Origin of the sequence: Dyadobacter beijingensis DSM 21582 (assembly GCF_000382205.1) — a bacterium.
Classification (GTDB): domain Bacteria; phylum Bacteroidota; class Bacteroidia; order Cytophagales; family Spirosomataceae; genus Dyadobacter; species Dyadobacter beijingensis.
Genome location: NZ_KB907786.1, coordinates 163,477 through 190,012 on the forward strand (window position 1 = coordinate 163,477; position 26,536 = coordinate 190,012).

A 26,536-nucleotide genomic window follows, 5' to 3' on the forward strand; every position below is an offset into this window, starting at 1 on the left:
CGGCACGAATAGGGATTGGTAAAAAGCCTCCCCGCTGTGGCAGGGAGGCTTTTCGTGCTAAAACCGGTTATCGCCGGATCAGGATTTTATGCGAGGTAGATTTGCCATTGTGCTGATCAACTACCAGGATATGCATTCCCTCCGGCAGTTTGCTCACATCGATGTTTTTTTCGTACCGCGATGATTGATACACCAGCTTACCGCCATTGTCGAACAGCCTGACCGAACGAATGTCGCCGGGGTGAGCGGCCTGGATCGACAGCCTGTCGGTCACCGGGTTCGGGAACAGCGTTACAGCATGTTCATCCTTCTCGATAGCGGGCTCGGCATGTCGCTTGATCGTCTCGGCCATGGCCTCTTCCGGCACCGGGGCATTGTTGTACCCGGCCAGCTGCGCCTGCACGTAGCGCCAGGGCCCGTACACCTGCCCAGTGATCGCCAGTACAGGCGAGTAGCGCACGCGTACACGGACTTTGGTAGCGATGCCGGTTTTGTTGATAGCGCTACTGATGAATGTTGTTCCCGTCAGGTTGGAAAAAGTAGTAGCATCGGTGAACTGATTGCTGGTGGTAATCGGGTAAATCCCTACTTTGGAGAACGGTACACCGGGCCCCTTTGTTTCCCACACAAATTTGCCTTTGTTTCTGCCGATGAATGATTTCGCGTACATCCCTCCCACAAAGTTAGCAAGGATAAATTGGCTGTAACTAATGGGCGTCACAAGGTCGCTGTTGAACAGGCGTACGCTGTTGCGAAGGCCTTTGCTGTTGTTGCCGTAGAACACCTTAGCATTTCCGGTATTTACCACCAATGGGGAATTAGCATGCGGAGTACCCACTATAATGTCGCTGTAACCATCGCCATTGACGTCGCCCGCTCCGGATACCGAAGTGCCTAGTTCTCCATCAACTTTGTCGCCTTCTATGCTGAATGCGGCAGCCGGTTTGATGCCTGAGGGCGAGCCGTGATACACATAGGCTTTTCCTTCGTGGACCTGACCGTTTTCATGATGGTACGCACCTACGATCACATCAGCATATCCGTCACCATTTACATCACCAGCACCCCGGACACTGGAACCAAAGTAGGCATATGGTGCATCGCCATACAGATAGGTGGATGTGGGGTTCAGCTCGTTAATGCCGGCTGCGGCGCCGTAGTAAACAATGGCAGTACCTTCCGAGTTGTACCGGCTTGCACCTGCGATAATGTCGCCAAATCCATCCCCATTCACATCCCCTGCGGCAGAAACGGATGCCCCGAGATAGGCGCTGGCTTGATTGCTCTGTAAAACTTTACCCGTTGTGTTAATTCCACCCAAAGATCCGTAATAGATGTAGACAGCTCCTTCCTCGGCTTCTCCCAGGTTGGCAGCAAAGGCTCCGGCCAAAATATCGCTATACCCGTCGCCATTGATGTCGCCGGCTGTCGATACGCTGAACCCGAAACCACCCTTTGCGACTGGAATCGTCACTGGATTGACAGGCCCGTTTGCGCTTCCATAGTAAACGTGTATGGCTTCCTGGCCACTTACCATGTGGGGTGATCCAATGATGATATCTGCGTATCCATCCCTGTTTACGTCCCCGGCTCCGGCGACCGAAGCGCCAAATCTTGCCATCGCGCTGTTTTTTTCTATCAGCAGCCCTGCACCTGCATTGATACCTGTACTTGAACCATAATATAAAAAAGCGACTCCTTCGCCGTTTTCGCCATTGGTATAACCCTGGGCTCCTATGATGATATCCCCATAGCCATTTCCATCGACGTCACCTGCTGCCGCTACCGAGCCACCAAAATAACCGCTGGTTTTGTTTTTACTGAGGACCAATTTGTTACCCGGATCAATTCCGTTGATGGAACCGTAATACAAGATAGCAATCCCGCCAAAGGTGCCGTTATAGTCATATTCCGGCGCCCCTACGATCACCTCATCAAATCCATCGCCATTCACGTCGCCCGCGATGGCTACGGAATAGCCCATCAGCGACCCACCGTCGCTTCCGGTAAGCGTGACCGCCCCATTCGTCCCGATTCCTTCCGGGCCGCCCTGGTAGATAAACGCATGCCCCTCATCATTCTGCCCGTTATCGAAAGTGTAGCAGCCGACGAGGATATCGCTGTATCCATCCCCGTTCACATCGCCCGCGCTGGCTGCCGCCGTGCCAAACCAGCCTTCGTTCTGGTTGCTTTCCAGGATCGCAGCCGGGGTGTCCGAAACGCCATTGGGCCCGCCGTGGTGGACAAACACCGCACCTTCGTTGGTCTGGCCATTGTCATAATACTGCGCACCCAGCAGGATATCGGCATACCCATCCCCGTTCACATCGCCCGCGCATGCGACGGAGGTGCCGAGGCGTTCGTCGTTTTGGGTGCCGTCGAACTTCTTTGATGAATAAGAGTGAACACCAGTGGAAGATCCCAGGAACAATATAACTCTTCCTCTATTTAGGTAATCCTCTCCATCATCCATGTATTCGCTTACTAGAAGATCACTGAATCCATCGCCATTGACGTCACCTGCTGAGCTAACTTTGTGGCCCATGCGAGAATCTTCTTCGCTGCCTGATGTGAGCATAGCGTCATCCGCGTTGTTGATGATCAGTCCGCTTGCGCTGCCGCGATAAACAAAAACGGCCCCACCGTTGATATGTAAGTGGTCATAGAATCTAGCGCCGACCGCTACATCACTAAATCCATCCCCGTCAACATCCCCCGCCGAAGCCGCAGAAAACCCAAACATCGCATTCGCCTGATTACATTGCAAAGTCGCGAAGTTCGTATTCAAATTATTCCCTGAACCTCCATAACTCACCCGCACAAGCCCTTCCTTACTCTCTCCATCCGTATCCTGGTGCGCACCGATGAGGACATCGCTGTAACCATCCCCATTCACATCACCTGCCGTGGCTACGCATACGCCGGTATTGGCATCCGGGTTGGCGGAGCTGTATGTGACGAATGTGCTTTGTGGGGTAATGCCGCCTGCGGAGCCGAAGTAGAGCCTGGCCTGGCCGACACTGTCCGTGGGGCTGACGCTGTAAAACGGAACTCCCACGAGCACATCGCTGAACCCGTCGCCGTTGAAATCCCCGGCGGTGGCCACGGAATAGCCCATTTGTGCGCCTTCCTGCCCGGACACGAGAAATTCTCCCGCAAGACTGAGGCCGTTGGCTGTCCCTTTAAAGACGATCGCTACGCCCTCGTTGGTTTTTGTTTTGTCATACTTCGGCGCACCAACGACGATGTCACTGTAACCATCGCCGTTTACGTCCCCCGCGCTCGATACCGAGTAGCCGAGCCACATATTGCTCTGGTTCACCTCGATCACCTTGTTGGAGTTCTGCGGCGTGCCGTTGACTATGATCGGATCAATGGTGACCGGGTACGCGGCGTTGGCTACGTCCACGCTGATGCGGATCTGGCCGTCGGCATAAGCGAGGTTGGCGGATAGCGGCTGCTTGTTGGCGTCCCAGCATTTCAGATCGCTGTATGTGAGTGCGTTGCGGGTTTCTCCGTTCGCTGTCCTGGTTAGGAAGCGCAGCTCGTTGCCGTTTCCTTGCTGCACATCCAGGCCGCGGGCGCTCATGCGTACCTGCAACTCGCGGGTGCCGGCTGGCGCGTGGTCGACGATGAAGTTTTGCCGGACACCGTTTTCATTGTTCACAAATTCTTCAGTGAACGCGTCGTGCACGATCTCTACCTGGTTGTCCTGGTGATCCGTTTTCGCATTGGGCTGCGGTGCGTAGAGCGGCTTGCCGTCGGCGTAAATGCCCTCATTGATCAGTTCCAGCTTGAAACCCTCGCCGGTTGTGTCGATACGCGTCTGCACGGTGAGCTTGCCGGGCCGGTAATAGGCCCGGAGGTTCTGGGCCCGGTTGGGGCTTTGCAGGGATTTCGCGTCGGGATCGTAGGAGATGTGGTACTCCTGCTTTTCCAGCATACCGCGGATGTCGGCCAGGGTGGCTTCGGACATTTCCGCCGGGAGTCTGTCGGCCTTGGCGACGTGGGCGACCGCCTCAGGGGGAGGCGTTTTCTGAAAATTCATAACAAAAATACCGGCGGAGATTCCCGCCAGCGCCATCCCGGTAAAGAGAATGGACTTGTAATTTTTTTTCATAGTGTGAACCTGGTTTAAATGAAACAATCAGTAAATGGCGAACGCCGCCCTAAATTTTACCGATGTCACAAACCTGATATCAAACCGTTTATTCGCCGGAGGGGGCAATGAATTAAAGGAAAAAGCCTCCCACGGCAAGGGGAGGCTTTTGAAGTGTTCGGCTAGCGCCGGATGAGGATTTTATGTGAAGAAGATTTGCCGTTTGCCCGATCAAGGATGAGGATATGAACGCCTCCCGGAAGGTTGCTTACATCGATATCTTTTTCATACCGCGGCAACTGGTGAACCAGCTTACCCGCCGTGTTGAAAAGCCGCACCGAGCGGACATCATTCGGGTTGGCGACTTGCACCGACAGCCTGTCCGTCGCCGGGTTCGGGAAGAGCGTCACGACGTCTTCCAATTCCTCGGAGGGTTCTGCCTTGCGTTTAATGGTTTCGGCCATCGCTTCTTCCGGTACAGGGGCATTGTTGATGCCCGAAAGCTGCGGCTGGATGTAGCGCCACGGCCCGTACATCTGACCGGTGATGGCGAGTACAGGCGAGTAGCGGACGCGCACGCGGACTTTGGTGCTTACACCCTGTTTCACACCCGTTATTTTCAACTCCGTACCGGTTCCTGCGAGGTTGGAGAAATTGGGAGCAAGGAAACTGTACAGATTGCTGGTTGTAATGGGGTAAATGGAAATCTTCGAGAAAGGCACTCCCTGTCCCTTGTATTCGATGGCCAGCTTACCTTTGTTCACACCCAGAAACGATTTGGCAAACAGCCCGGTACCAAAGTTGCCCGCATTAAATTGGGCATGGTTTATAGGCGTTGTCATATCGGAAGTGTTGTACAGCCGGACGTTGTTGCGAAGGCTTTTGCCGTTGTTGCCGTAAAAAACCGTCGTTGCACCGGCGTCTGCAACAGCTCCGTTGTTAAAAGCAGGTTCACCCACTAGAACGTCACTATATCCATCCCCATTCACGTCCCCAGCTCCGGCAACTGACCATCCCAGGCGCGCTTGCAGTTGTTCTCCTTCTATGCTAAACGACGCGGCGGTCTTTGTGCCATCGGGTGAGCCGTGAAAGACATATACTTTCCCTTCTTGATTTAACCCATTGCTGAGATTATAGCTTCCTACAATTACATCACTGTATCCATCACCATTCACATCACCCGCGCCGCCCACAGCAGCTCCGAAATATGCACCAGCAACGTTTCCTTCCAAGACAGTAGGAGCTGGGCCATTGCCAATACCGATGTTTGTACCGTAGTAAACAACTGCGATGCCTTCATCTACCTCAGGGTGGTCATGGCGGCTTGCTCCTGCAATAATGTCACCGTAACCATCCCCATTCACATCGCCAGCAGAGGCAATTGAGATTCCGAAACGGGCATCGACCTGATTGCTTTCGATTGATTTAACATAGTTGGTATTCATGAGGCCCGCAGAGCCGTGGTAAATGTAGATAGCGCCCTCGCTTTGCTCTCCGTAACTGGCACCCCACGCCCCTGCAACGACATCCGCGTAGCCATCCCCATTGACATCGCCGGCAGCAGATACCGATTCTCCAAAGTGGGAGTTAATTTGACCCGCTAAGGTGACCGGCGCGCTAATACCATTTTGAGTGCCATAATAGACAAAGATATTTCCTGTGTTTGCAAACGCAGGAGCGCCGATAGCAAAGTCGGCATAGCCATCGCGATTGATATCTCCTAGTCCCGCAACTATATATCCGAAGTCGGTATCGTTCTTATTTGCTTGGATTGACAGTGGATTCGCAGCCTGATCGATACCGGTATTTGAACCGTAATATATAAATGCTGCACCTTCATTCGTGTGGCCGTCCGTGTATTCTTTTGCTCCGACAATAACTTCGTCATATCCGTCACCATTGATATCTCCCGCACTGGCTACCGAGCCTCCGAAGTAACTATTAGCCTGGTTTTTTTGCAAGATGTTATAGTTGGCGGTATTTAAACCGGTTGCGCTTCCTTTATAGACAAAGGCAACTCCCTCACTCGCTTCCCCATTATCGTACGTTGGTGCACCCACGATCACATCGCTATATCCATCCCCATTCACATCGCCGGCGCTCGCTACCGACAGACCCATTTGAGCACTTGCTTTATTGTTTGTCACAAATACAGATTCATTCGTACCAACACCTTCCGCACCCCCCTGGTAAATGAACGCATGTCCTTCGTCCACTTGTCCATTATCAAATGTGTAACAGCCAATTACAATATCGCTGTAACCATCCCCATTCACATCACCCGCGCTGGCAACGGCCGTTCCGAACCAACCTTCTACCTGATTACTTTCAAGCAACGAAGCATAGCTGTTTCCAATGCCGTCTTTGGAACCGTGGTAGATGAATACGCCGCCCTCGTTGTTCTGGCCGAAGTCGCAGCGCTGGCAGCCTATGAGAATGTCGGCGTAGCCGTCCCCGTTCACGTCACCTGCGCTGGCAAGCGAGGTGCCCATCGCTGCATCCACGGAATTTGCTTCAAAAGTCTTTTTAGGAAATGGATCAAAACCCGAAGACATACCCATGTATAGAGATACTTTGCCTTCGTTGGATTCACCGTTATCATATTGAATTGCACTCACTAGGAAATCACTGTAACCGTCGCCATTGACATCCCCTGCCGTACTTACCCTGTAACCCATTGTCGCTCCCGGCTGGTTACCTTCAATGATTGATGGATTATTTATGTCCAATCCATTCGCACCGCCTTTGTAGACAAACACGGCACCTTCTTGATTTTCAACATTGGTATAAAATCTTGCGCCTACAAGAACATCGCTGTAACCGTCGCCGTTAATGTCTCCCGCCGATGAAACTGAGAATCCGAATTGGGCATTGGCTTGGCTGGCCGTTAGCTGTTCTACTTTCTTGTAGTTGTTTTGAGCTCCGTAAATTACCATTGCAGCTCCCTGATTATTTATGCCAAAATCGAATTTGGCAGCTCCTAAGATTACATCACTGAATCCATCAGCGTCGATATCTCCCGCAGGCGCAACAGATATTCCATAGTTATCACCGGGATTGCCCGTGAAAAAATCTTTCGGAGTCGCATTGGCAGCAATACCCTGTGCCGAGCCAAAGTACATTTTTACGATGCCGTCATCCTTTCCATTGATGTTAAAGAGCGGAGCCCCCACGAGTATATCGCTGTAACCATCCCCATTAAAATCACCGGCAGTTGCCACAGAATATCCCATCTGCGCGCTATCCTGGTTACATTGCAATATTGTTCCGTTTGCACTCAGGCCATTCGCCGTTCCGGGATACCAGATTGCCGCACCCTCATCAGTCTGGCCCAGATCGTATCTCGGTGCACCTATGATTACATCTGAATAACCATCCCCATTCACGTCGCCAGCGCTCGAAACAGAATATCCCAGCCACATGCTGCTTTGGTTCATCTCAATCACCTTATTGGAATTCTGCGGCGTCCCGTTCGTAATGATCGGATCGATCGTCACCGGGTATGCGGCTCCTGCCACGTCCACATTAATCTCGATGCGCTTATTCACGTATGCCAGCGTGGCGTCGAGCGGCTTTTTGTTCGCGTCCCAGCATTGGAGGCTGTTGTAGACCAGCTCGTTGCGGGTTTCGCCGTTGGATTCGGTGTAGAAGCGGAGTTCGTTGCCGTTGCCTTGCTGCACTTTGAGGCCGCGGGCGGTCATGCGTACCTGCAATGCGCGGGTGCCTGCCGGCGCTTCGCCGATGATAAAGTTCTGGCGGACACCGTCTTCATTATTGACAAATTCTTCCGTGAATGCCGTGTGGCTGATCTGCACTTTGTTATCCTTGTGATCCGCTTTGGCGTTTGCCTGCGGAGTATAGAGGGGCTTGCCGTCGGCGTAAATGCCTTCGTTGATCAGGTCCAGTTTGAAACGGTGGCCCGTCGTGTCTACGCGTGTCTGGACGGTGAGTTGGCCCGGACGGTAATAGGCGCGGAGGTTCTGCGCCCGGTTAGGGCTTTGCAGCGATTGCACCTTATCGTCGTAAGAAATGTGGTATTCCTGCTTTTCCAACGCGCTGCGGATGTCGGCCATCGTTGCTTCCGTCACGCCCGAGGGCAATGCTTCGGTGTTTTGAGCGATCGTTTTTTCGGGCAATGGGTGAGCTAGCCGGCTTTTCTGCCAAACCCCGATGCCAAGAAGGGTGGTGGAGGCCAAAGCAACCGCCATGGCCTGTTGATAAATCTTTTTCATACTCGTGTGTTTGTTTGGTTTAAAATCACGGTCAAATGCCCGCGTTTTCAAATTTTGCAAAGACGGAAAACAAAAGGGCTAAGCGATTATTCTGAGGTTATCATCGCTTAGCCCTTGGTCCGGTTGGTAGGTGGAATCTGCCGTAGGATATTTAGTGAAGTAAAATTGGGTGACTACTTTCTGTGGCGTCGGTGTAATGGATCCGGAGGACATATTGGCCCGCCCGGATGCCTCGTGTGTCTAGGTACTGCGATGCGCCTTTCCAGGAACGGACCGGTCTGCCGCTGGTCGAGAACATCGTCACTTTGTCAATTTCCCGACCGAAGCCGGGTTGAACGTGCAAATTAACGCTTGCCGGATTGGGATATACGCGTGTCCCGGTAAGATTTCTTGCCAACGGCTGACGTCCTGTATTCTCCGGCGCAGGCGCGCTGCCCGTACCGGACAGGCAGCCCGACCAATACCGCCAAGGCCCGTACATTTGGCCCGTCAACGCCCATACAGGATTGTACCGCACGCGTGCCCGCAAACGCGTTTGCGAACCTTCTTTAATCACCTTATTTTTCAATTCAATGCCTGCGCCCGCCAACACGTTAAATCCCTTTTGACTTGCCGTAAAAGCGGCACTATTGGTAATGCAATTGTTGCCGCCTTGTGAAAATCCCTGCCCGGCCGGGCGCGTTTCCCATACGAGTTTGCCCTGGCTGCGGCCCAGGAATGATCTGGAAAACAGCCATAAGCCAAAATCAACCTGACTTTTCTGCGTATGATCGAGCAATGTCGTGAGATCGGAGTTGTAGAGGCGCACATTGTTGCGAACGCCGGTCCCATTATTTCCGTAGTAAACAAATGCCGCATCGGCGTCGGTTTGGCCTGAACTGAAATTAGGCGATCCGATAAGCAGGTCGCTGTCGCCATCGCCGTCCACATCCCCGCCAGCCGCCACCGACCAGCCGAAAAAGTCGAAGGCGTCGGTCTGGTTGCCGGTAATGCGCTGCGGGCCGGGATGGAGGCCGGTAGGCGAGCCATAATATAGGATGACGAGGCCTGTCATGACGGCAGTTTTATCATCCCAATACCAGGGCTCTCCGATCACGACGTCACTATACCCGTCCGCATCCAGATCCCCGGCCCCGGCAACGGACTCGCCCATCGCGGCAGCCATACCCGCCTCATGCGAATAGAGATTAGTTACATTGCCGGCGGTAATGCCTCCGGGCGCGCCGTAGTAAAGAAACACAGCGCCGTCGCCGTTGTCGTACCCATGCGCGCCGACGATCACGTCATCGAAACCATCCGCATTCACATCCCCGGCCCCGGAAACGTCCCATCCGAATTGTGCAAAGTCCTGCGTGCATTTGATCCATTGAACAGACATCGAATCGATTGAGCCGGCATGGCCGTAGCCGATCAGGATACCCCCGGCATCCAAATCTCCCAGACTGTACGCGCCGGCCACGATGTCGGGCTGGTCATCGCCATTTACGTCATGCGCACCGGATACGGCATTGCCCAGCCGGGCGTCGTCCTGGTCGCTTTCGATGATCCGGGCCTGGGTGGCATCGGGGCCGGCGGAAGTTCCGGGATAAATGTAGATGGCCCCTTCTTCCGATTGCCCGTTGGAATAGTTCATGGCCCCTATGACGATTTCCGAAAAGCCGTCCGCATTCAAATCCCCCGCATGTGCGACCGCACACCCGTACCACGCACCCGCGACGTTACTTTCCAGCCGGATCGGGATGGGCTGAATACCGGCGGACGAGCCCAGGTACACAAAAGCGGCACCTTCCTCGTCCTGTCCATTGTGGTAATGCATGGCTCCGACGATAAGGTCGGCATAGCCATTGCCATCCACATCGCCGGCGGCCGATACCGACGTTCCGAAAGCCGCATCGGCCTGGTCGGCTTCCAGCAGATTGGACGGGTTGCTGTCAATCCCATTCGCCGTGCCGCGGAATACGAATGCGGCACCTTCATCGGCTTGGCCGTTGTCGTAACGCGGCGCGCCTACCACGATGTCGTCATAGCCATCGCCGTCGATATCCCCGGCGCCGGATACGGAATAGCCGAATTGCGATTCGGGCTGATTGACCATCAATGCCGAAGCCGGCACAGGCCCGGAAGTAGTGCCGTGCCAAATCATCACCGCGCCCTCGTTGTTCTGGCCGTGGCTGTAAAGGTGGCAGCCGATGACGACGTCGCTCACGCCATCGCCATCCACATCGCCCGCGCTGGCAACGGATTGTCCCAGGTATGCATTTGCCTGCCCGCTTTTCAAAGTTGACAGCGGCTTTTTACCCATACCTGCCTGTGAACCGGGATAAATATACACGACACCTTCATTGGCCGGACCTTTGCCCTGCAACCGGCTGCCGATCATGAGGTCGGCATAGCCATCGGCGTTTACATCGCCTACGCAGGCCACAGATCGCCCCATTTCCTCATTCATCTGCACCCCGGCGATAGCGGCCGACGGGTTTGCATTAATGCCGAATGCGGAGCCGGAATAGATGGTCGTCAAACCGACGTCGGCCTGTACTTTGTCATAATGCGGTGCGCCAACGGCAATGTCGGCATAACCGTCCGCGTCGAGATCGCCTGCGGAGGCGACCGCGCTGCCCATATGCGCATACGCCTGGTTTGACTGTATGACGGTAGGTTTGTTCCCCAACCCTTTCGGCGAACCAAAATACAGGAATGCAGCTCCCTCTTCTGTCTGGCCCTGACTGTAAAAAGGTGCCCCGGCAAGCACATCGCCATACCCGTCGGCGTTTATGTCACCTGCGCCGGCCACCGACATGCCCAGCATTGCATTGGCCTGATTTACTTCCAGTATGGCCGGTTGATTCGCGTTGATGCCTGATTTTGATCCATAAAAAACAAATGCAGCTCCTTCGTTGACCTGCCCCTGATCATACAGATTTGCACCAATGACCAGGTCGCTGAAACCGTTTCCGTCGATATCACCAGCCAAACCTACCGCAATGCCCATTTGGGCTTCAAACTGGTTACTTTCTAAAATCGCGACGGGATTCGGTTTAATGCCTTTGGCCGAACCTAAATAGACAAACACCGCTCCTTCATCACTTTGTCCCTTATCATAAAACGGCGCACCGATGGCGATGTCGCTTGCCCCATCCCCATTGATATCCCCCGCGCTGGAAACCGAATAGCCCATTGCCGCATCGGCCTGGTTGCATTCGATCAGGTGGGGAAGGGGATTGAGCCCATTTGTAGAACCATAATACAAAAAAGCGGCGCCCTCATCATTTTCTCCGTGGTCGTAATGTGGTGCGCCGGCGATCACATCACTATATCCATCCAAATTCACATCCCCGGCCGAGGCTACCGAAAACCCCATTAATGCATCGGCCTGGTCGCTTTCCAGCAGGGCATCCGCATTGGCCGGGGAACCATTCGCCACTAGCGGATCGATCGTAACAGGATAAGCGGCGTTTTCGACATCGACGGTGATCTGAATGTGCTGGTCGTAGTGGGTCAACCGCGCTGTCAACGGCTTGTCTTCGGCATCCCAGCAATGCAGGTCGCGATAGATGAGCGCGGGCCGGGCCGGGTTGTTTTTGGTATAAAACAACAACTCATTCTCGTTCCCCGCCATCGCGGCGAGCCCGGTGGCGGCAAGGGTTACCTGCAACTGCCGCGTGCCTGCGGGAGCCCGGTGGACGATGAAATTCTGCCGGACGCCGTCTTCGTTATTGATATATTCTTCGTCGAAGCCGTTGTGCCGGATCGTCAGTTTGTTGCCCTCGGTTTTGGTGTCTGCTTGTTTATCAGGTAAATAAATGAGTCGCCTGTCCGCAGCAATGCCTTCGTGGTCCAGCTGTAACCGGAAACTGCGGCCTGCGGAATCAATGCGGTTTTTAATGGTGAAATGCCCCGGGCGGTAGTAGGCGCGGAGGTTATGCCGCCGGTTCGGACTTTGCAATATGCATTTTTGCCGGTCATAAGAAATGTGGTATTCGCGTGCGGCGATCGTGGCCGAAAGCCCGGGAGGAACGGCGCCGTGTGGGCTTTCGGAGGATTTTGAGGAAGTGCTGGGGTTAATATTGTTCGACTTATGGTCCGGTATTTCGAACAAAATGCAGGTTAGCAATGCGTAGATCAGAAAAGCTACAACGGGCGTTGCGATGGACAATGGAAGGAGTTTACCGGTTTGTTTCATGGATCAAATGTTTTAAGTGAAGTGTATCTGGCCCGACCGGACCGGGCACTAATTTTACACTTACCGAAAACTACCTCGCAATCCAATGAACGAATGGGCACATCGATTATCAGAAGGCTGATCGTGACACGAAAAAGCCCCGGAAGTGGCTCCCGGGGCTTGTGTTCATACGTAAACTGAATGGCTGCGAATCAGATGGATGGTTGGCTATCCAGGCTGCACTGAGCCGTTTCTAACATTATTTCTGCACCAAAGCTTCCAGCATTTTTTCGGCCAGGAACTGGTTGCCCGCGTCGGTCAAATGCACGCGGTCGCTGGTGAGAATGCCTTTCTCCTTGTTTTCAGGATTATTTTTGGCCAGATAATCAAGGAAATGCTTGCGGAGGTCGAGCAGTTGCAGGCCGTTGCGCGTCGCGATCTCGCGGATCAGTTTGGAATACTGGTTCAAATCGCCGTCCTGCTGGTTGGAATTATCATTGCGCTCGCCGATGACGGTCGGCGTGCAGACGATCACGCGGATGTTCTGCGCTTTGAGTTTTTTGATCAACGCCTCGTAAAACTTCACATATTTGTCGGGATCCGTGCCGGTTCCGGACGATGCTTTGTGCCAAACATCGTTGATACCCACATAAATGAATACGACATCCGGCTTTTTGGCCAGCACATCGTCTTCGAGGCGCAGATAAAGATCGTACACCTTATTGCCGCCGATGCCCGCGCCGATCAGCTCGTACTGGCTGTCCTGGCCCTTGGATTTCAGCATTTCACCGACTTTGGTAATGTATCCCGTCGGGCTCACGCCGGCCTGGGTAATGGAATCGCCGAAGAAAACGACGCGTATGGGTTTGTCCTGGCGCATAGCCAGCAATGGCAGCGCGATAACGGCAATCTGAAATAGTTTGAAAAATACCCGCATGGTTTGGTGTTGAATATGATTTTGGGAAAAAGACAGACGGGCGGTGGAATTACCCGTATGGGTTGCGTTTCTGACGGCCGACGGCTGACCGCTGACCGCTGACCGCTGATTGAAGTTAATGAGTACTGAATGTAATCGGCCGTCGGCGGTCGGCCGTCAAACAATCACGTTTCAATAATCCGCAAATCCGCATTGCCGCCGGCGTAGTGCAGTGTAAATGTAACGCCGGGGCGCAGCTGGTTTTCATAATGCAGCGGTAGGCTCAGCCGGCGGATTTTACCGTCGATCCAGGCGGTGGCGGCGAGTGTGTCTTCATGGTGTTCGCAAGTGAGCACTTCGCCGTAGATGACCAGGCCGTCTGTCGCTGTTTGTTCATTTAAATAAACTTCGGACGGCGTGCCGAAATGCGTCAGCTTGCCTTTTTCCATCATGGCGACGCGGTCGGCGAGGCGGAAAATTTCGCCCATATCGTGGGTGACCAATATCACCGAAAATGCCTGCTGGCGGTGGAGTTGAAGCAGCAAATCCTGCAACTGGTAACGCATTTCCGGATCGAGGGCGGCGAATGGTTCGTCCATGAGCAGCAATTCCGGCTTGCGTACGAGCGCCCGTGCGAGGGCCACGCGCTGCTGCTGCCCGCCCGAGAGCTGGGCCGGTTTACGGTCGGCGAGCTGGGCGAGGCCCGTCGCTTCCAGCAGCTCGTCCACGACTGCGGGCGATTGGTTCTTGGCCAATGCAAACAGCAGATTTTTCCGCACCGTCAGGTGCGGGAACAATGCGTAATCCTGGAAAACAAAGCCGATATGCCGGTCCTGCGCAGGAATATGCAAGCGAGTTCGGGAATCCAGCCATCGGTCGTTTTGGAAGCTAATGCGGCCGGTTTTAGGATGGATCAGTCCGGCGATGAGCCGCAGTAACGTCGTTTTTCCGGCGCCGGAAGGGCCTGTCAATGCCATGATTTGCCCGCGCGCAAGCGCAAAATCGACCTCCATGGGCAGGACGCCGTGCGCGGTATGCAGGGTATGCCGGATATGGACGTCAAGCAGGTTGTCGGACACGGAGCAGGCGGTTGTTGATTGAATAGACCACGAGCAAAATAATGAAAGTGATCGCGAAAAGCACCATCGCGTACGCGTTGGCGGCCGGATAGTTCAGCGCTTCGACCTCGTTATAAATAGCCACGGAAGCTACTTTGGTAACGCCGGGGATATTGCCGCCAATCATCAATACCACGCCGAATTCGCCCACGGTATGGGCAAATGTGAGCACGAATGCTGTGAGAACGGCCGGTTTGCAGTTGGGCAGAAGCACTTGCGTGAAAGTCTGCCATTCACTTTTTCCCAACGTGTACGATGCTTCCCGGAGCGATGGCGGCAAAGCTTGCAACCCCGCGCGGATCGGGTAGATCATGAATGGTAAACTATATAGGACCGAGGCTATCACCAATCCCTGGAAAGAGAATACGAGCCGCAAGCCCATCCATTCTTCGATGAATGCACCAAACCAATGCGATGGGCTGAATGCCAGCAACAGGTAGAAACCGATCACCGAAGGCGGCAGCACGAGCGGCATGCCGATCAGCGCCTCCACCACACCACGCCCCTTGAACTTCCCGAAAACAAGCCAGTAGGCGATCGGTAACGCGATCACCAGGAGCAATACCGAAGTTATGCCGGCGAGTTTGAAAGTGAGAATGAGTGGTTGGGTATCCATTTATTTGTAGCCGTACTTTTTAAAAATCGCCTGTGCCTTAGGCGAGTACAAGAAATTATAGAACTTCTCGCTGGATGCTTTTTTGGGCGATGCGTCGCTGTGTTTAAGCAGAATGGCGGCCTGCTGAATAGGTTTGTGCAGGCTGGAATCGATGATCACGTAATGCCCTTTGCCTTTCATTTCAGGGGATAATACAATGGATAACGCGTTGAAACCCGCTTCCGCCGAGCCAGTGGTAATGTACTGGGCCGTCTGCGCGATGCTTTCGCCGAAAACGAGTTTCTGCTCCGTTTGTCCGTATAATTTCAATGCCTGCAATGCCTGCACGGCCGCTTCGCCGTAAGGTGCCGTTTTGGGGTTGGGGACGGCTATTTTCTTGACCTTATCCGTCGCTAATGCTTCGGGTTTGAGGTCGGCTTCCGGGATGTCTTTCGACCAGAGTACCAATGCGCCCGTGGCGTAAACCTGCGGTTTGACATCGGAACCACCATTTTTGAATATCTCTTCCGGGTATTTTGTGTCGGCCGATACGAACACATCGAACGGCGCGCCTTCGCGGATCTGTGTCGTGAGCTTGCCGGATGAAGCGACGACGATCTCGATTTTTTTGCCCGACTCCTTCTCAAATTCCAGCTGGATTTCCTTCATCACATATTGCACATTGGCGGCCGTGGCGACGATGATTTTTTCCGTCGGTTGCGAGCAGCCGGCCAGGAATATGGCAAAAAAGGCGAGGGTCAGGAATTTGTTCATGCCGCAATTTAAAATATTGTTTTGCAATAATAACCGCTTGGAGTTTCCGCAGCGCGCCCCGTCGGGAAATTGTCGTAAATTGCGCCCCGTTTCGCCGGGGTGTTCCGGATGAACGTTTTAACCGCTGATAGCCAAGGGCTAAAAGCACAATTTAATCATAATAATGATCATTGAAACTGCACAGCGCACCAGGCAGACATCGGAATACTATTTTTCGGTGAAGCTGGCCGAAGTGCGCAAACTGATTGCCGAAGGGCATGACGTCATCAATCTCGGGATCGGAAACCCGGATATGATGCCCTCAGTAGAAACGCTGGAAGCATTGACAACCGCTGCCTATCAACCGCAGGCGCATGGTTATCAGCCTTATACAGGCACCCCCGCTTTCAGAAAATCAGTGGCAGATTTTTATTATCGTACTTATGGCGTAACACTCGATCCGAATACCGAAATATTGCCCCTCATCGGCTCCAAGGAGGGCATTACCCACATATCGCTGACGTTCCTCGATCCGGGCGACGAGGTCCTCGTGCCTGAGCTGGGCTACCCGGCCTACCGGGCCGTGAGCCAGATGGTCGGTGCGGCGGTGAAGGAATATCCGTTGCGCGAAGATCACGGCTGGCAGCCTGACTGGAATGCGATGGAAAGCCTGGTGACGCCGAAAACGAAGATCATGTGGCTTAATTACCCGCATATGCCCACCGGAGCGCCCGCTACGCAGGAGTTGTTTGAAGAGGCCGTTGCGTTTGCGAAAAAGCACCGGATATTGCTTTGTCACGACAATCCGTACAGTTTGGTCCTGAATAAGAAGGAACCGATCAGCCTGCTCTCGGTGGAAGGTGCGAAGGATGTGGCGATCGAGCTGAATTCGATGAGCAAGTCGCATAATATGGCCGGCTGGCGGCTGGGATGGCTGGCGGGCGCGAAAGAGTACATCAGCGCCGTGCTGACGATCAAAAGCAATGTCGATTCGGGGATGTTCTGGGCGATGCAGGAAGCTGCCGTGGCCGCCTTGGCCAACCCACCGGAATGGCACGCCGAGCGTAATGCCGTGTACCAGGGCCGCCTGGAGGCTTCGGAGGCATTGCTGAGCGCGCTAGGCTGCACCTGGGACAACAAGCAGGAAGGCATGTTCCTCTGGGGCAAGCTGCCCGATTCCACGGAGTCGGCCGAAACGCTGGTGAATGGTTTGCTCGTCGGAAAGCATGTGTTTATCGCGCCCGGCTTCATTTTTGGCCCCAAGGGCCAGCGTTATATCCGGTTGTCGTTGTGCCTGCCCAAAGAAAGGATCTGGGAGGCAGTGGCGCGGATCAAGGGGTAATGTTTTTAGAGGTATTAAAATTTTAATATAATGATAATCAGTATCATAGGGGTAGGCCTGCTGGGCGGGTCGTTTGCCCTGGGGCTGCGCGAGAAATACCCGCATGTGAAATTCGTAGGCGTGGACAACTCGGCGGTCAACCAGAAAATAGCATTGGCGAAAGGGATCGTGGACGAAATCCTGACGCTCGACGAGGCATTGCAGGTAGCCGAGCTGAATGTGCTTGCGACGCCCGTGGACGCCATTACAAAATTGCTGCCTTATATGCTCGATCACCTGCCCGACGGCCGGACGATCACCGATTTGGGCTCTACGAAAGAGCTCATATGCAAACTGGCAGACAAGCACCCGAAACGCGGCCAGTTCGTAGCGGCACACCCGATGGCCGGTACCGAAAATTCGGGCCCGGGCGCGGCATTCAAGGAGCTGCTGATCGATAAAAACGTGATCATTTGCGATAAGGAAAAAAGTAACCCGGATTCGATCGGGCTGGTAGAAACCTTCCTGCGCGACGTGGGCATGAGAATCCATTATATGAAGCCCGTCGAGCACGATTTGCATCTGGCTTACGTGTCGCATCTGAGCCATATCAGCTCGTTTGCATTGGGTATGACGGTTTTGGACAAGGAACGTGACGAGCGTGCGATCTTCGACATGGCCAGCACCGGTTTTTCCTCCACCGTACGTCTGGCGAAAAGCTCGCCCCAAATGTGGGCCCCGATTTTTGACCAGAACAAAAAGAACGTTTCCAAGGCATTGGGCGACTATATCGAGCTGCTGAAAAAATTCAAGGAAGCGATCGACGGCCGAGATATGGATGCCAGCCTTTCCTATATGGCCCGGGCGAATGACATCGGACGGGTTTTGGCGGGGATTGAGAAAAAGTAGACAACTGCTGTCAAGTGTGGTCAGGAATGGTTATGAATTGTGTATTTAAGTAATTGATTATTAGTTAATTGTAAATGGTTCTGAAATTTTTCGGAACCATTTGCGTTTTCTGGGCTGTTAGGTTAGGGTCGTTTAGCGGCGCCTCTTCTTGATTGATTTTGAAGCATTTGATCTCAACAAAACAATAAGAAATGACAAAAGCGCATGGAGTTCTGGTAGCGGTGTTGATAGCAGCAGGCATTTCAATGGGTGTACACCGGGCCGACTCATTTTCCAATCTTTCCCACAATAACACGGCCGTCGTGAAAACGGATTCGGCCGCCACACGCCCCGAATGGGTTTCCTTGTACGACTCCCTCGATCTCAAAAAACAGGGCTTATCGGAGCGTGCATTCTATTGTGCGTGGTTTGGTTTCCAGAAAATCAAGCTGGATAACCCGATCCTGGCGATCTGCGATTTTACGCAATCTTCGCGCAACAAGCGCTTGTATGTCATTGATTTACTGAAAAAGAAAGTGCTCTACAATACCTATGTAGCGCATGGCCGGAATTCAGGTAACGAGTTTGCCGAGCATTTCTCTAATGCCAATTCTTCCTACCAGTCGAGTTTAGGTTTTTACAAAACATTAGGCACTTACCAGGGCAAACACGGCATTTCGCTGCGGCTCGAAGGCCTGGAAAAAGGTATTAACGACCGCGCACTGGAACGGGCCATCGTGATGCACGGAGCGGATTACGTGAGCGAGTCATTTATCAAAAGCACCGGGCGGCTGGGCCGCAGCCTCGGTTGTCCCGCCGTTTCCATTGCTGATTCCAAAAAGCTGATCAATATGCTTTACAATGGTGCCGGGCTCTTCATCTACTCCGGCGACCAGCATTATCTCCAGAAATCATCCTTACTGGCTGGAATGGAGGCGATTGCCGATGTTCAGGCATTGGGCGTTTCGCGTTTGTAAACGTCCGGGAAAAACATCAGGTCGCCTTTCGGGTTACAGTCGGCGGGCAAATACAGCAGAAAAACAGGAATCCGCACTTGCAGTTTGTGCCATTTCGGCGGGTGTGAAACCGTGTCCGGTTCGGTCATAAAGTCGCTGTCGAGCAGCTTGGTGCCGGCCATGTAATTGGCCAGGTCGGTTGGCCGCTGCACGCGTACGCACCCGTGGCTGCGCCAGCGCTGGTTGCTGGCGAACAGGTACCGCGCATTGGTATCGTGCAGGTAAATGGCCAGCGGATTTTTGATCTCCACTTTCAATAACCCCAATGAATTGTCCTCGCCCGTTTCCTGGCGGAAGCGGTAAGGGAATTTCTCGGCGGTGAGGTCGCCCCATTCGAGATCTTCCGGGTTGATGGCCTGGCCATCCTTGCCGATTACCTGAATGCGGTTTTTAGCCAGATATTCAGGATTGGCGGCAGCCTTGGGAAAAATTTCCTTGATCGCAATGCTTTTGGGCACGTTCCAGTAGGGATGCGTGACGATGCTCGTCGCGTAGGTATCGATCGTGGGCGTAGGCGTATCGCGCTTGCCGACGACGGTGCGCATGGTCAGTACGTTTTTGCCCGCTGAATCCATCGCCGTCAGGTAAGCGCCGCGGATGTTCACCACCACAAAGCGCGGAGCGCCCTTGGTTTGCCGGTGGATCCATCGGTAGGCATTCAGGGCCTGGGCCACATAGGCGGCGCTGTCCTTTTTCTGGGCTTTGAGCAGGCGATCGTAATGGATTTTGAGGTTGTGGTAAACGGGAAAAACCGGTTCCAGCTTTTCCAGCACCTTCTCCGGGGACTCACCTTTGACCAGTTCCTCGGCTGCATTGCGGATTAGCGATGTGTCGGCCTTGATTTTCTTTTGGGTAAACCGGATGTCCGGCTTGTGACCGTAAGCGATTTCTTCCAGCAGCGCAAAAACGGGCGCCTGTGCACCTTTTATTTCGAATTTTTTGACATCCACACCGGCATTACCAGCCAGTGTAAGCAGTTGGTCGTAGGTTTTTTTCTCGCCGATCGCCGCGGCGAGCTCGGCATCGGTCATTTCTTTCGGATTCTTCCGGCACGACTGCATGATAGCGAGCGTGAACAGGATCAGGAGGGGAATGTACCTGGCTTTACCCAGGCCTGACAGCATTTGCATTACGATCGTGATTTTGGTGCTGTCAGGATTTATACAATTGTTGTGCTAACGTAAAAACCGCTGGATATGCACTTTCACACCGTTAGAATGGGGAATTAAAGTGCCATTGCTGTTCTTTAATTCCCAAAAATCCCGTCATTCGCTACGAAGGCTCCGCACCGGATCGGCCGTAGCGGCGCGGATGGCCTGGTAGCTCACCGTCCCGATTGTCACAAGTAATGTGGCCGTGCCCGTCGCGACAAACACCCACCAGCTGATCGGCGTCCGGTAAGGGTAGCTTTCCAGCCATTTTTGCAATGCGTACCACGCCAGCGGCGACGCCACGACGATGGCAATCACCACCAATTTGACAAAATCCCTGGAAATCAGCCCCACAATGCCCGCCACCGAAGCGCCGAGTACCTTGCGGATACCGACTTCCTTCGCCCGCTGCTCCGCCGCCTGTACCACCAGCCCGAAAATGCCCAACGCCGATAAGAACATCGTCAACCCGCTAAAAAAAAGGAAGAGCTGATGAAGCTTGGATTCGGCTTCGTATTGTTTTGTGAGTTGTTGTTCCACGTTGTTGATCCGGAGTAGCTTGTCCGCGAAAAACCCCTTCCAAATCCTGCGTATTCCGGCAGCGACCTGCATTTCGGTACCTGGCTGAATGCGGATGAGCATACCGCCATACTCTGGCGCCTTTTGCGCGAGGATGAGCGTGGGTTTTATGGGTTCGTAGAGTGATTCGTTGTGGAAATCGCTTACAATTCCCACCGGCACCGATTGCGCATCCTTGGCATATGTATCCAGCTGCCTGATACCGAGCATTTGCGCAGCGGTTGCGGTCATAAGCGAACTTTGCCTCATCTGTGCCTGTTCAAATTTTGCGACATCCGCCTCTCGCAAGGAATCGGCATTGAATGCGTCGGCGAAGCGGTTGCTGAAAGTGCGGCCTTTCACCATTTTCAGCCCCAGGGTTGCGGGCAAATCTATATCGCCTGCGATGTACCATACCCTTATCCGGCGGTTGGCATGAATGGGGTCTTTGACTTCTCGCTGCATATAACCAGCGCCTTCCGTGGGCATCCACGTACTCAAAGTGCTGCGCACAACGCCCGGTATCCGTTGCACCTCGTTTTTGAATGCCTCGCCCTTGCCATTCCATGAAATCTGTTCAATGCCGATCAGATTGTTTTTATCATAGCCTAGTTCCTTATTTTTCATCAGATCGAACTGTTGCCAAACCACAATCGTCGCCACCAGCACGATGATGGAAATGGAGAATTGCGCTACCACGAGTGTTTTACGAAGGCCGATTTGCCCGAGCGATGCCGTAAACATGCCGCGTAATGTAGCGGCGGGTTTAAAACCTGAAATAACCCAGGCGGGATATAAGCCTGTGAGGAGGGCTGTGAGAAAGAACATGAGTAAGGCGCCGGCCGCCATCAGCATATTCGAAGTGAAAGTCAGTATCAGCCGATGCCCAAGAAAGTTCTCGACGGGACTTAATGTGAAGAAGTAGGCAAACACCGCAACACCGACTGAAATACCAAAAAGAAGCAAGGTTTCGGTGAGGAGTTGCATGACAAGCTGCATCCTTGACCCGCTTAATACCTTCCGTACACCGGCTTCTTTCACCCTCGCAAATGCCTTGGCCGTGCTGAGGTTTACAAAGTTTACACAGGCAATGAATAGCAATAACAATGCAACGCCACCGAAGATATAGATCGTCCGGATACTCGCTTTGACACGTTGCCCTTCCGCAAAATCAGAATGCAGATAAACATCTGTCAGCGGTTGAAATTCAAACTGTTCCCGGTCATTGTTTTTCATAAACCGGACATAAAATGCATTCACCTTTTTGGTGAATTCCGCAATGTCGGTGCCATGTTTTAACAGTATGTAGTTTCTGCCGAAGCTCATGATGCCGTTATTGACAAGCGTTTCAGGCTTTGAGACTTCAAGTCTGATCGCATCGGCGCGTAGATGACTATTATACGGTAAATCGTCGATCAGGCCCGTAATTTCATAAGGTGTGGGCTCGGAACTGAAAACAGGAATATCGTATATGATCTTTCCGACGGCGTCCTGGCCGGGGAAAATCCGTGCGGCGTAGGACCGGGTAACGACTAAACTCTGATGCGCTTGTGTCGGATGTTTGAGCGTTCCGGCAAGCAGTTTTAAATCCAATATCCTGCCGACCGACGTATCTGCGGTCAGTAGATTTGTATTGATGCCTTCATTGTCCGTCAGACGGATTTTAAAATGTTTTTCACCCGAGCTAAGGGCAGACCAGGATTCAACCTCTGCATAGTTTTTCTGCAATACTGGAGCAAGGCCCGAAGGTGACGATGAATTACGTTCGGATATGTTTTGAGCCATTTTATTCACCGTCACTATCCGGTAAATATCATCCTTCCGGCTCCATTGCCGGTCATACGAAAGGCTGTCGATTACCACGGTAGCCACCATCATGCATGCCCACAGGCCTATCGAGAGCCCTGTGATGTGGATAGCGGAGTAGCCGCTGTTTTTGAGCAGCACCCGCGAGCCGATTTTGAAATAGTTACGTAACATTTCGGGGTTGAATGCGGATGGGGAGCGGTAAGGTGAGGGTTTGCGTTTCATGATGGATGGGCGCAAGAGCGCGGTTACCTCGCGCATGAAAAACCAGTTGGCCTTCCGGGCGCCGGTACGGCGGTGGCGCAGGGCGTAGCGTTCGTAGAGGTCGCCGAGGAGCTCTTCGCGGAGGTGCGGGGCGCAAATGCGGTGGGCCAGCTTGTCGAGCCAGCGGGGAGGGAGTGGTTGCACGGCTTAGCTATTTGAAAAATTGAGGCCCATTTTGGTCATTTCAGCGGGGGTAATACGGTCCCACAGGCTGTTGCGGACCGAACGCACGTCGTGGAGGATCTTGCCGCCATAGGCCGTAACGGTGAAGAGCCGCTTCCGCCTGCCTCCGCGCTCCTGTGTAGCCTCGCCCAGGTGCGAGCTCAGGTAACCTTTTTGTTCGAGGCGCTGCAATGCGGCATGTACAGCCCCGGTGCTGACGGTCTGCCCGGTTTCGTTTTCCAGCTCTTCGGCAATGCTCACCGAATACGCCCCCGGCGCCAGCGCGGCCACGGCCAGCAGCACGATTTCTTCAAATTCACCCAGATCGCTTCGTCTCATGGAATGTGTTCAGGATTATATCTATTTCCGTATGTAAAATAACCTTGCCAAAATCCGGAAACTGCATTTGCATTCTGTTTGAGGCCCTTTTGCTAAAAATCCCTGTTCAAAACCGGACGCTACCTGTTCGGGGTTGCACGGGGATTGTATTACTTTTTACCAAAAAGCCCCGCCTTCGCGCCTCGCTTTTCTGTGAATTCCTTTACCGCCTCCGCGGCTTCTATCGGCAAATCCGATTCGAGGATCGAGGCGCCGTCGCGGGCGATGGCGAGGTAGGCGGCTTTGCGCTCTTCCGGGGTTTTGAGTTTGTCATAGGACGAGGCGGCCGAAATCATGCACATGGTGCCTTTTCGGTGCAGTAATGTGTATAATTCCTTGTTTTCAGGCTTGACGTGCGGGCCGATGTAGGCGATCATTTGGGTAAACGGCACCCCGGCTTTTTCGTAATCTTCATATTCTTTCAAGTTCCGGACGAATGCCGAGAAGGTGTGGTTTTTGTTTTGGGATAAATAAAACTGCATTTCAGCAGCGCTGTGCACGGTAAGCATCACGAATGCGTCGGCTTTGTGCTTTTTGATCAGTGCGGCGGTCATGGCGAGGGGCACATCCTTGTGGTCGAGGTTGAGGACGGTTTTGCCGCGCGCCCATTCGATAACCTCGGATAAGGTCGGGATGGGGAAGTCGGTGACGTTGCCTTCGGCGTCTTTCAGACGGAATTTTTGGAGCTCGGCATATGTGTAATCCGATAACTTTCCCGTGCCGGTCGTCGTGCGGTCGAGCGTGGCGTCGTGCATGAGTACCATGACGCTGTCTTTCGTCAGCCGCGGGTCGATTTCGAAGAATGCGGGTGTGTATTTCAGCGTATTTTCAAAGGTGGCGATCGAGTTTTCGGGAAACCCTTTCACCATTCCGCCGCGATGCCCGGCTATGAGTATCGGGCCGTTTTCCGTATATCGGAATAGTGCGTGAAGGTCTTTTGGGGTTTTGATATTCAGTACATTGAGCTTGCTTTGTGCAAATCCCGAAATGCTGCCGGTGAGCAATGCGGTGAGTAGCAGGACGAATTTCTTTTTCATGTTAAAGCGGTTAAATATCATGAGCGGCAGTTGAGTTTCAATAAACTGAATTCTCCCCGGGCATCGAGACTGAATAATGTGATGGAAGAATTTTCCTGGACGATCTGCCGGTAGTTTTTGAGCGGCATGCCGAGTTTCCAGGCCATATAAAAGCGGTTGACCGTATTATGCGCCACCACGAGCACCGTGCCGTCGGGGTGTTTTTGGTGTAATGCATTGAAAAATTCGTCCACACGCGTCACCACTTCGACTGCCGTCTCGCCCGTGCCGCCCGCGCGCACGTAGTCGGGCTCCTGCGCCCAGGCATCCCAGAGCGCGGCGTTTTCCGCGATGAATTCCGCACGTGTTTTTCCCTCCCATTCCCCGAACGAAGCTTCTATGAGGCGTGGATCGACATGGATACCGGCGAAATTGCTGGAAGCGATGGTCGCGGTATGATGCGCACGTTGCAACGGCGAGGTATACACGGCATCGAAACGGATGTCTTTGAGCAGTACGGCCGCCTGGTGCGCTTGTTGCAGGCCTTTTTCGGTGAGCCCGATGTCGGTGGCGCCGCAATACCGGTTGCCGTCGGCGTTCCAGAAAGTTTCTCCGTGGCGGAGCAGGTAAACGTGGAGCATGGTCAATGGGTTATGGGCACGGGGCCGGGGATAAATCCTTTTTCGGTTAAAATTTGGATAAAATTCCGGTATTGCCGCGCATAGGCGTGCACGAGTGCCGGTTCGGGGTGAACGGTTTTCTCTATGCGCGTCATCGCGGAGGCGGCTTTCGTGAGCGTGCCGTAATGCGCGCCCGCAGCCGCCACAACGGCCGCACCTGCAGCGCCCGTCACATTACCGCATTTGTGAACAGGGCGGTTGAGCACATTGGCCCGGATGGTCAGCCACACGTCGCTGTTACTACCGCCGCCGGCCGTAAAAACGGCCCCCACTTCTTCGCCCGACAGGCTTTCGATCATTTCATAGGCATACCGTTCCACCAAAGCGACACCTTCCATGTTAGCCGTGAACAGGGCCTCTCGCGTCGCGTCCGCCGGCGCGAAGCCGCGTGCCTGCGGCGCAATGAAGGGAAAGCGCTCGCCCGGCTGCATGAGCGGGTAGGCGAGCAGGCCCGTGGGAATGAGGGTGGCCGCCGCCTTGGTCAATGCGGCCAGATCCTCGGAGAAACCCGCAGAGACCCAGTCGGCACCGATATTGCCTGCACCGCCGGGCATCCAGTAGCCTTCCGGGTGGCGGTGGCTGTACAGCCGGCCTTCGGGATCGCGGATTTCGCGGACTGTGACACCCTTGACGACGAGCGTGGTGCCGATGGTGGTGTTCCAATCGCCAGGCCGTACGGCGCCGGAAGCCACCTGGGAAGCGCAGCCGTCGGTCATACCGGCGATGATTTGTATTTGTTTTAAACCTAAATTCTCAGCCAATGCGGGAAGTAAACTGCCCACCGGCGTGCCCGACGGCACTACTTTTTGCAGCCAGTGTTTTTGAACAGGCAAATGGAAAGTCAGGTATGCGGGCCATTCGCCTTTCGCGACGTCGAAACCGGATTTCAATGCATTGGTATAATCCGTTACCGAATAGTCTCCGCACAATTTCCCGATGACAAAATCCGTGGCGTGGATCCAGGTATGAATATGCGCCGCTTTTTCAGGGAAATGGTTGAAATACCAAACCATTTTGGATAAACCGCTGGATGCATTGAAACCGGTATAACCTTCCGGATGGAAGCGTTCGGCTATTTCCCGGCAATGCTTTCCCTCCGCTGTGGGACGGGTGTCGGAATACATCAGCGCATGGTGCAGCGGCTCGTTGCGCCCGTCCAGCGGAATGACGGTGCCGGACGTGGACGTGACGGATAGGGCTTTGATGTCGTTGAGATGGATATCGTCTTTCACCGAAATCAGCAGGCTGCGCAGGCATTCGTACGCCGCCACCCACCACATTTCCGGCGACTGTTCCTCGCGGGAATCCGGGGTAAGCGGGAAAACCTGTTCGCTGCTGCCTATGGTTGCGCCGAGCTCGTCGAGCAGGACCACCCGTACGCCCTGCGTACCTACATCGATGCCCAGAAAATATGCGTGCAT

Annotated in this window: 16 protein-coding genes; 3 read left to right on the forward strand and 13 right to left on the reverse strand. The window is 53.8% G+C overall.

From position 1 onward, the window contains the following. Window positions 1-67: 67 nt before the first annotated feature. The 7 genes from H144_RS31285 to modA form a co-directional block, all read right to left on the reverse strand. On the reverse strand, window positions 68-4,120 hold the full coding sequence (locus H144_RS31285) for an FG-GAP-like repeat-containing protein (RefSeq protein ID WP_019940087.1): 4,053 nt from the start codon (window positions 4,118-4,120) through the stop codon (window positions 68-70). Between the two features lie 161 nt (window positions 4,121-4,281). After that, the gene (locus H144_RS31290; RefSeq protein WP_019940088.1) at window positions 4,282-8,331 is read right to left on the reverse strand and encodes an FG-GAP-like repeat-containing protein; all 4,050 of its coding nucleotides are present in this window, start codon (window positions 8,329-8,331) and stop codon (window positions 4,282-4,284) included. 151 nt (window positions 8,332-8,482) lie between these two features. After that, window positions 8,483-12,514, reverse strand: a complete 4,032-nt coding sequence (locus H144_RS0100645) for a T9SS type A sorting domain-containing protein (RefSeq protein ID WP_019940089.1) — start codon at window positions 12,512-12,514, stop codon at window positions 8,483-8,485. A gap of 238 nt (window positions 12,515-12,752) precedes the next feature. Beyond that, on the reverse strand, window positions 12,753-13,430 hold the full coding sequence (locus H144_RS0100650; protein ID WP_019940090.1) for an SGNH/GDSL hydrolase family protein: 678 nt from the start codon (window positions 13,428-13,430) through the stop codon (window positions 12,753-12,755). A 164-nt stretch (window positions 13,431-13,594) separates the two neighbouring features. After that, window positions 13,595-14,488, reverse strand: coding sequence for a sulfate/molybdate ABC transporter ATP-binding protein (locus tag H144_RS0100655; RefSeq protein WP_019940091.1), 894 nt, complete (start codon window positions 14,486-14,488; stop codon window positions 13,595-13,597). Next, the gene (modB, locus tag H144_RS0100660) at window positions 14,469-15,143 is read right to left on the reverse strand and encodes a molybdate ABC transporter permease subunit (protein WP_019940092.1); all 675 of its coding nucleotides are present in this window, start codon (window positions 15,141-15,143) and stop codon (window positions 14,469-14,471) included. The genes H144_RS0100655 and modB overlap by 20 nt, the downstream gene beginning before the upstream one ends. After that, complete coding sequence (gene modA, locus H144_RS0100665) at window positions 15,144-15,896, reverse strand: molybdate ABC transporter substrate-binding protein (protein WP_019940093.1); 753 nt, start codon at window positions 15,894-15,896, stop codon at window positions 15,144-15,146. A 163-nt stretch (window positions 15,897-16,059) separates the two neighbouring features. On the opposite strand from modA, the gene H144_RS0100670 reads away from it, so the two are divergent. The 3 genes from H144_RS0100670 (at window position 16,060) to H144_RS0100680 (ending at window position 19,061) form a co-directional block, all read left to right on the forward strand. Next, window positions 16,060-17,217 carry a pyridoxal phosphate-dependent aminotransferase gene (locus H144_RS0100670; RefSeq protein WP_019940094.1) on the forward strand — a complete coding sequence of 386 codons (1,158 nt, stop codon included), beginning with the start codon at window positions 16,060-16,062 and terminating at the stop codon, window positions 17,215-17,217. A 30-nt stretch (window positions 17,218-17,247) separates the two neighbouring features. Then, window positions 17,248-18,105, forward strand: a complete 858-nt coding sequence (locus H144_RS0100675) for a prephenate dehydrogenase (protein ID WP_019940095.1) — start codon at window positions 17,248-17,250, stop codon at window positions 18,103-18,105. A gap of 191 nt (window positions 18,106-18,296) precedes the next feature. Next, a complete protein-coding gene (locus tag H144_RS0100680) occupies window positions 18,297-19,061 on the forward strand; it encodes a murein L,D-transpeptidase catalytic domain family protein (protein WP_033402347.1) in 765 nt (254 codons plus the stop codon). Here H144_RS0100680 and H144_RS0100685 read toward each other — a convergent pair. The 6 genes from H144_RS0100685 to H144_RS0100710 all read right to left on the reverse strand — a co-directional run bounded on the left by H144_RS0100685 (window position 19,034) and on the right by H144_RS0100710 (window position 26,536). Then, window positions 19,034-20,230, reverse strand: coding sequence for a L,D-transpeptidase family protein (locus tag H144_RS0100685; RefSeq protein WP_019940097.1), 1,197 nt, complete (start codon window positions 20,228-20,230; stop codon window positions 19,034-19,036). The two genes, H144_RS0100680 and H144_RS0100685, sit on opposite strands and share 28 nt — an antisense overlap. A gap of 135 nt (window positions 20,231-20,365) precedes the next feature. After that, the gene (locus H144_RS0100690) at window positions 20,366-23,023 is read right to left on the reverse strand and encodes a permease prefix domain 2-containing transporter (RefSeq protein ID WP_019940098.1); all 2,658 of its coding nucleotides are present in this window, start codon (window positions 23,021-23,023) and stop codon (window positions 20,366-20,368) included. 3 nt (window positions 23,024-23,026) lie between these two features. Then, window positions 23,027-23,380, reverse strand: a complete 354-nt coding sequence (locus H144_RS0100695; protein ID WP_019940099.1) for a PadR family transcriptional regulator — start codon at window positions 23,378-23,380, stop codon at window positions 23,027-23,029. 149 nt (window positions 23,381-23,529) lie between these two features. Beyond that, window positions 23,530-24,456, reverse strand: coding sequence for a glycerophosphodiester phosphodiesterase family protein (locus H144_RS0100700; protein WP_157504373.1), 927 nt, complete (start codon window positions 24,454-24,456; stop codon window positions 23,530-23,532). A gap of 17 nt (window positions 24,457-24,473) precedes the next feature. Next, window positions 24,474-25,076, reverse strand: a complete 603-nt coding sequence (locus tag H144_RS0100705; RefSeq protein WP_019940101.1) for a histidine phosphatase family protein — start codon at window positions 25,074-25,076, stop codon at window positions 24,474-24,476. 2 nt (window positions 25,077-25,078) lie between these two features. Then, the gene (locus H144_RS0100710; RefSeq protein ID WP_019940102.1) at window positions 25,079-26,536 is read right to left on the reverse strand and encodes an FGGY-family carbohydrate kinase; all 1,458 of its coding nucleotides are present in this window, start codon (window positions 26,534-26,536) and stop codon (window positions 25,079-25,081) included.

Coding starts and splice junctions, on each gene's coding strand:
- H144_RS31285 (WP_019940087.1), bottom strand. CDS start 4,120: ATGAAAAAAAATTACAAGTCCATTCTCTTTACCGGGATGGCGCTGGCG.
- H144_RS31290 (WP_019940088.1), bottom strand. CDS start 8,331: ATGAAAAAGATTTATCAACAGGCCATGGCGGTTGCTTTGGCCTCCACC.
- H144_RS0100645 (WP_019940089.1), bottom strand. CDS start 12,514: ATGAAACAAACCGGTAAACTCCTTCCATTGTCCATCGCAACGCCCGTT.
- H144_RS0100650 (WP_019940090.1), bottom strand. CDS start 13,430: ATGCGGGTATTTTTCAAACTATTTCAGATTGCCGTTATCGCGCTGCCA.
- modB (WP_019940092.1), bottom strand. CDS start 15,143: ATGGATACCCAACCACTCATTCTCACTTTCAAACTCGCCGGCATAACT.
- modA (WP_019940093.1), bottom strand. CDS start 15,896: ATGAACAAATTCCTGACCCTCGCCTTTTTTGCCATATTCCTGGCCGGC.
- H144_RS0100670 (WP_019940094.1), top strand. CDS start 16,060: ATGATCATTGAAACTGCACAGCGCACCAGGCAGACATCGGAATACTAT.
- H144_RS0100675 (WP_019940095.1), top strand. CDS start 17,248: ATGATAATCAGTATCATAGGGGTAGGCCTGCTGGGCGGGTCGTTTGCC.
- H144_RS0100680 (WP_033402347.1), top strand. CDS start 18,297: ATGACAAAAGCGCATGGAGTTCTGGTAGCGGTGTTGATAGCAGCAGGC.
- H144_RS0100685 (WP_019940097.1), bottom strand. CDS start 20,230: ATGCAAATGCTGTCAGGCCTGGGTAAAGCCAGGTACATTCCCCTCCTG.
- H144_RS0100695 (WP_019940099.1), bottom strand. CDS start 23,380: ATGAGACGAAGCGATCTGGGTGAATTTGAAGAAATCGTGCTGCTGGCC.
- H144_RS0100700 (WP_157504373.1), bottom strand. CDS start 24,456: ATGAAAAAGAAATTCGTCCTGCTACTCACCGCATTGCTCACCGGCAGC.
- H144_RS0100705 (WP_019940101.1), bottom strand. CDS start 25,076: ATGCTCCACGTTTACCTGCTCCGCCACGGAGAAACTTTCTGGAACGCC.
- H144_RS0100710 (WP_019940102.1), bottom strand. CDS start 26,536: ATGCACGCATATTTTCTGGGCATCGATGTAGGTACGCAGGGCGTACGG.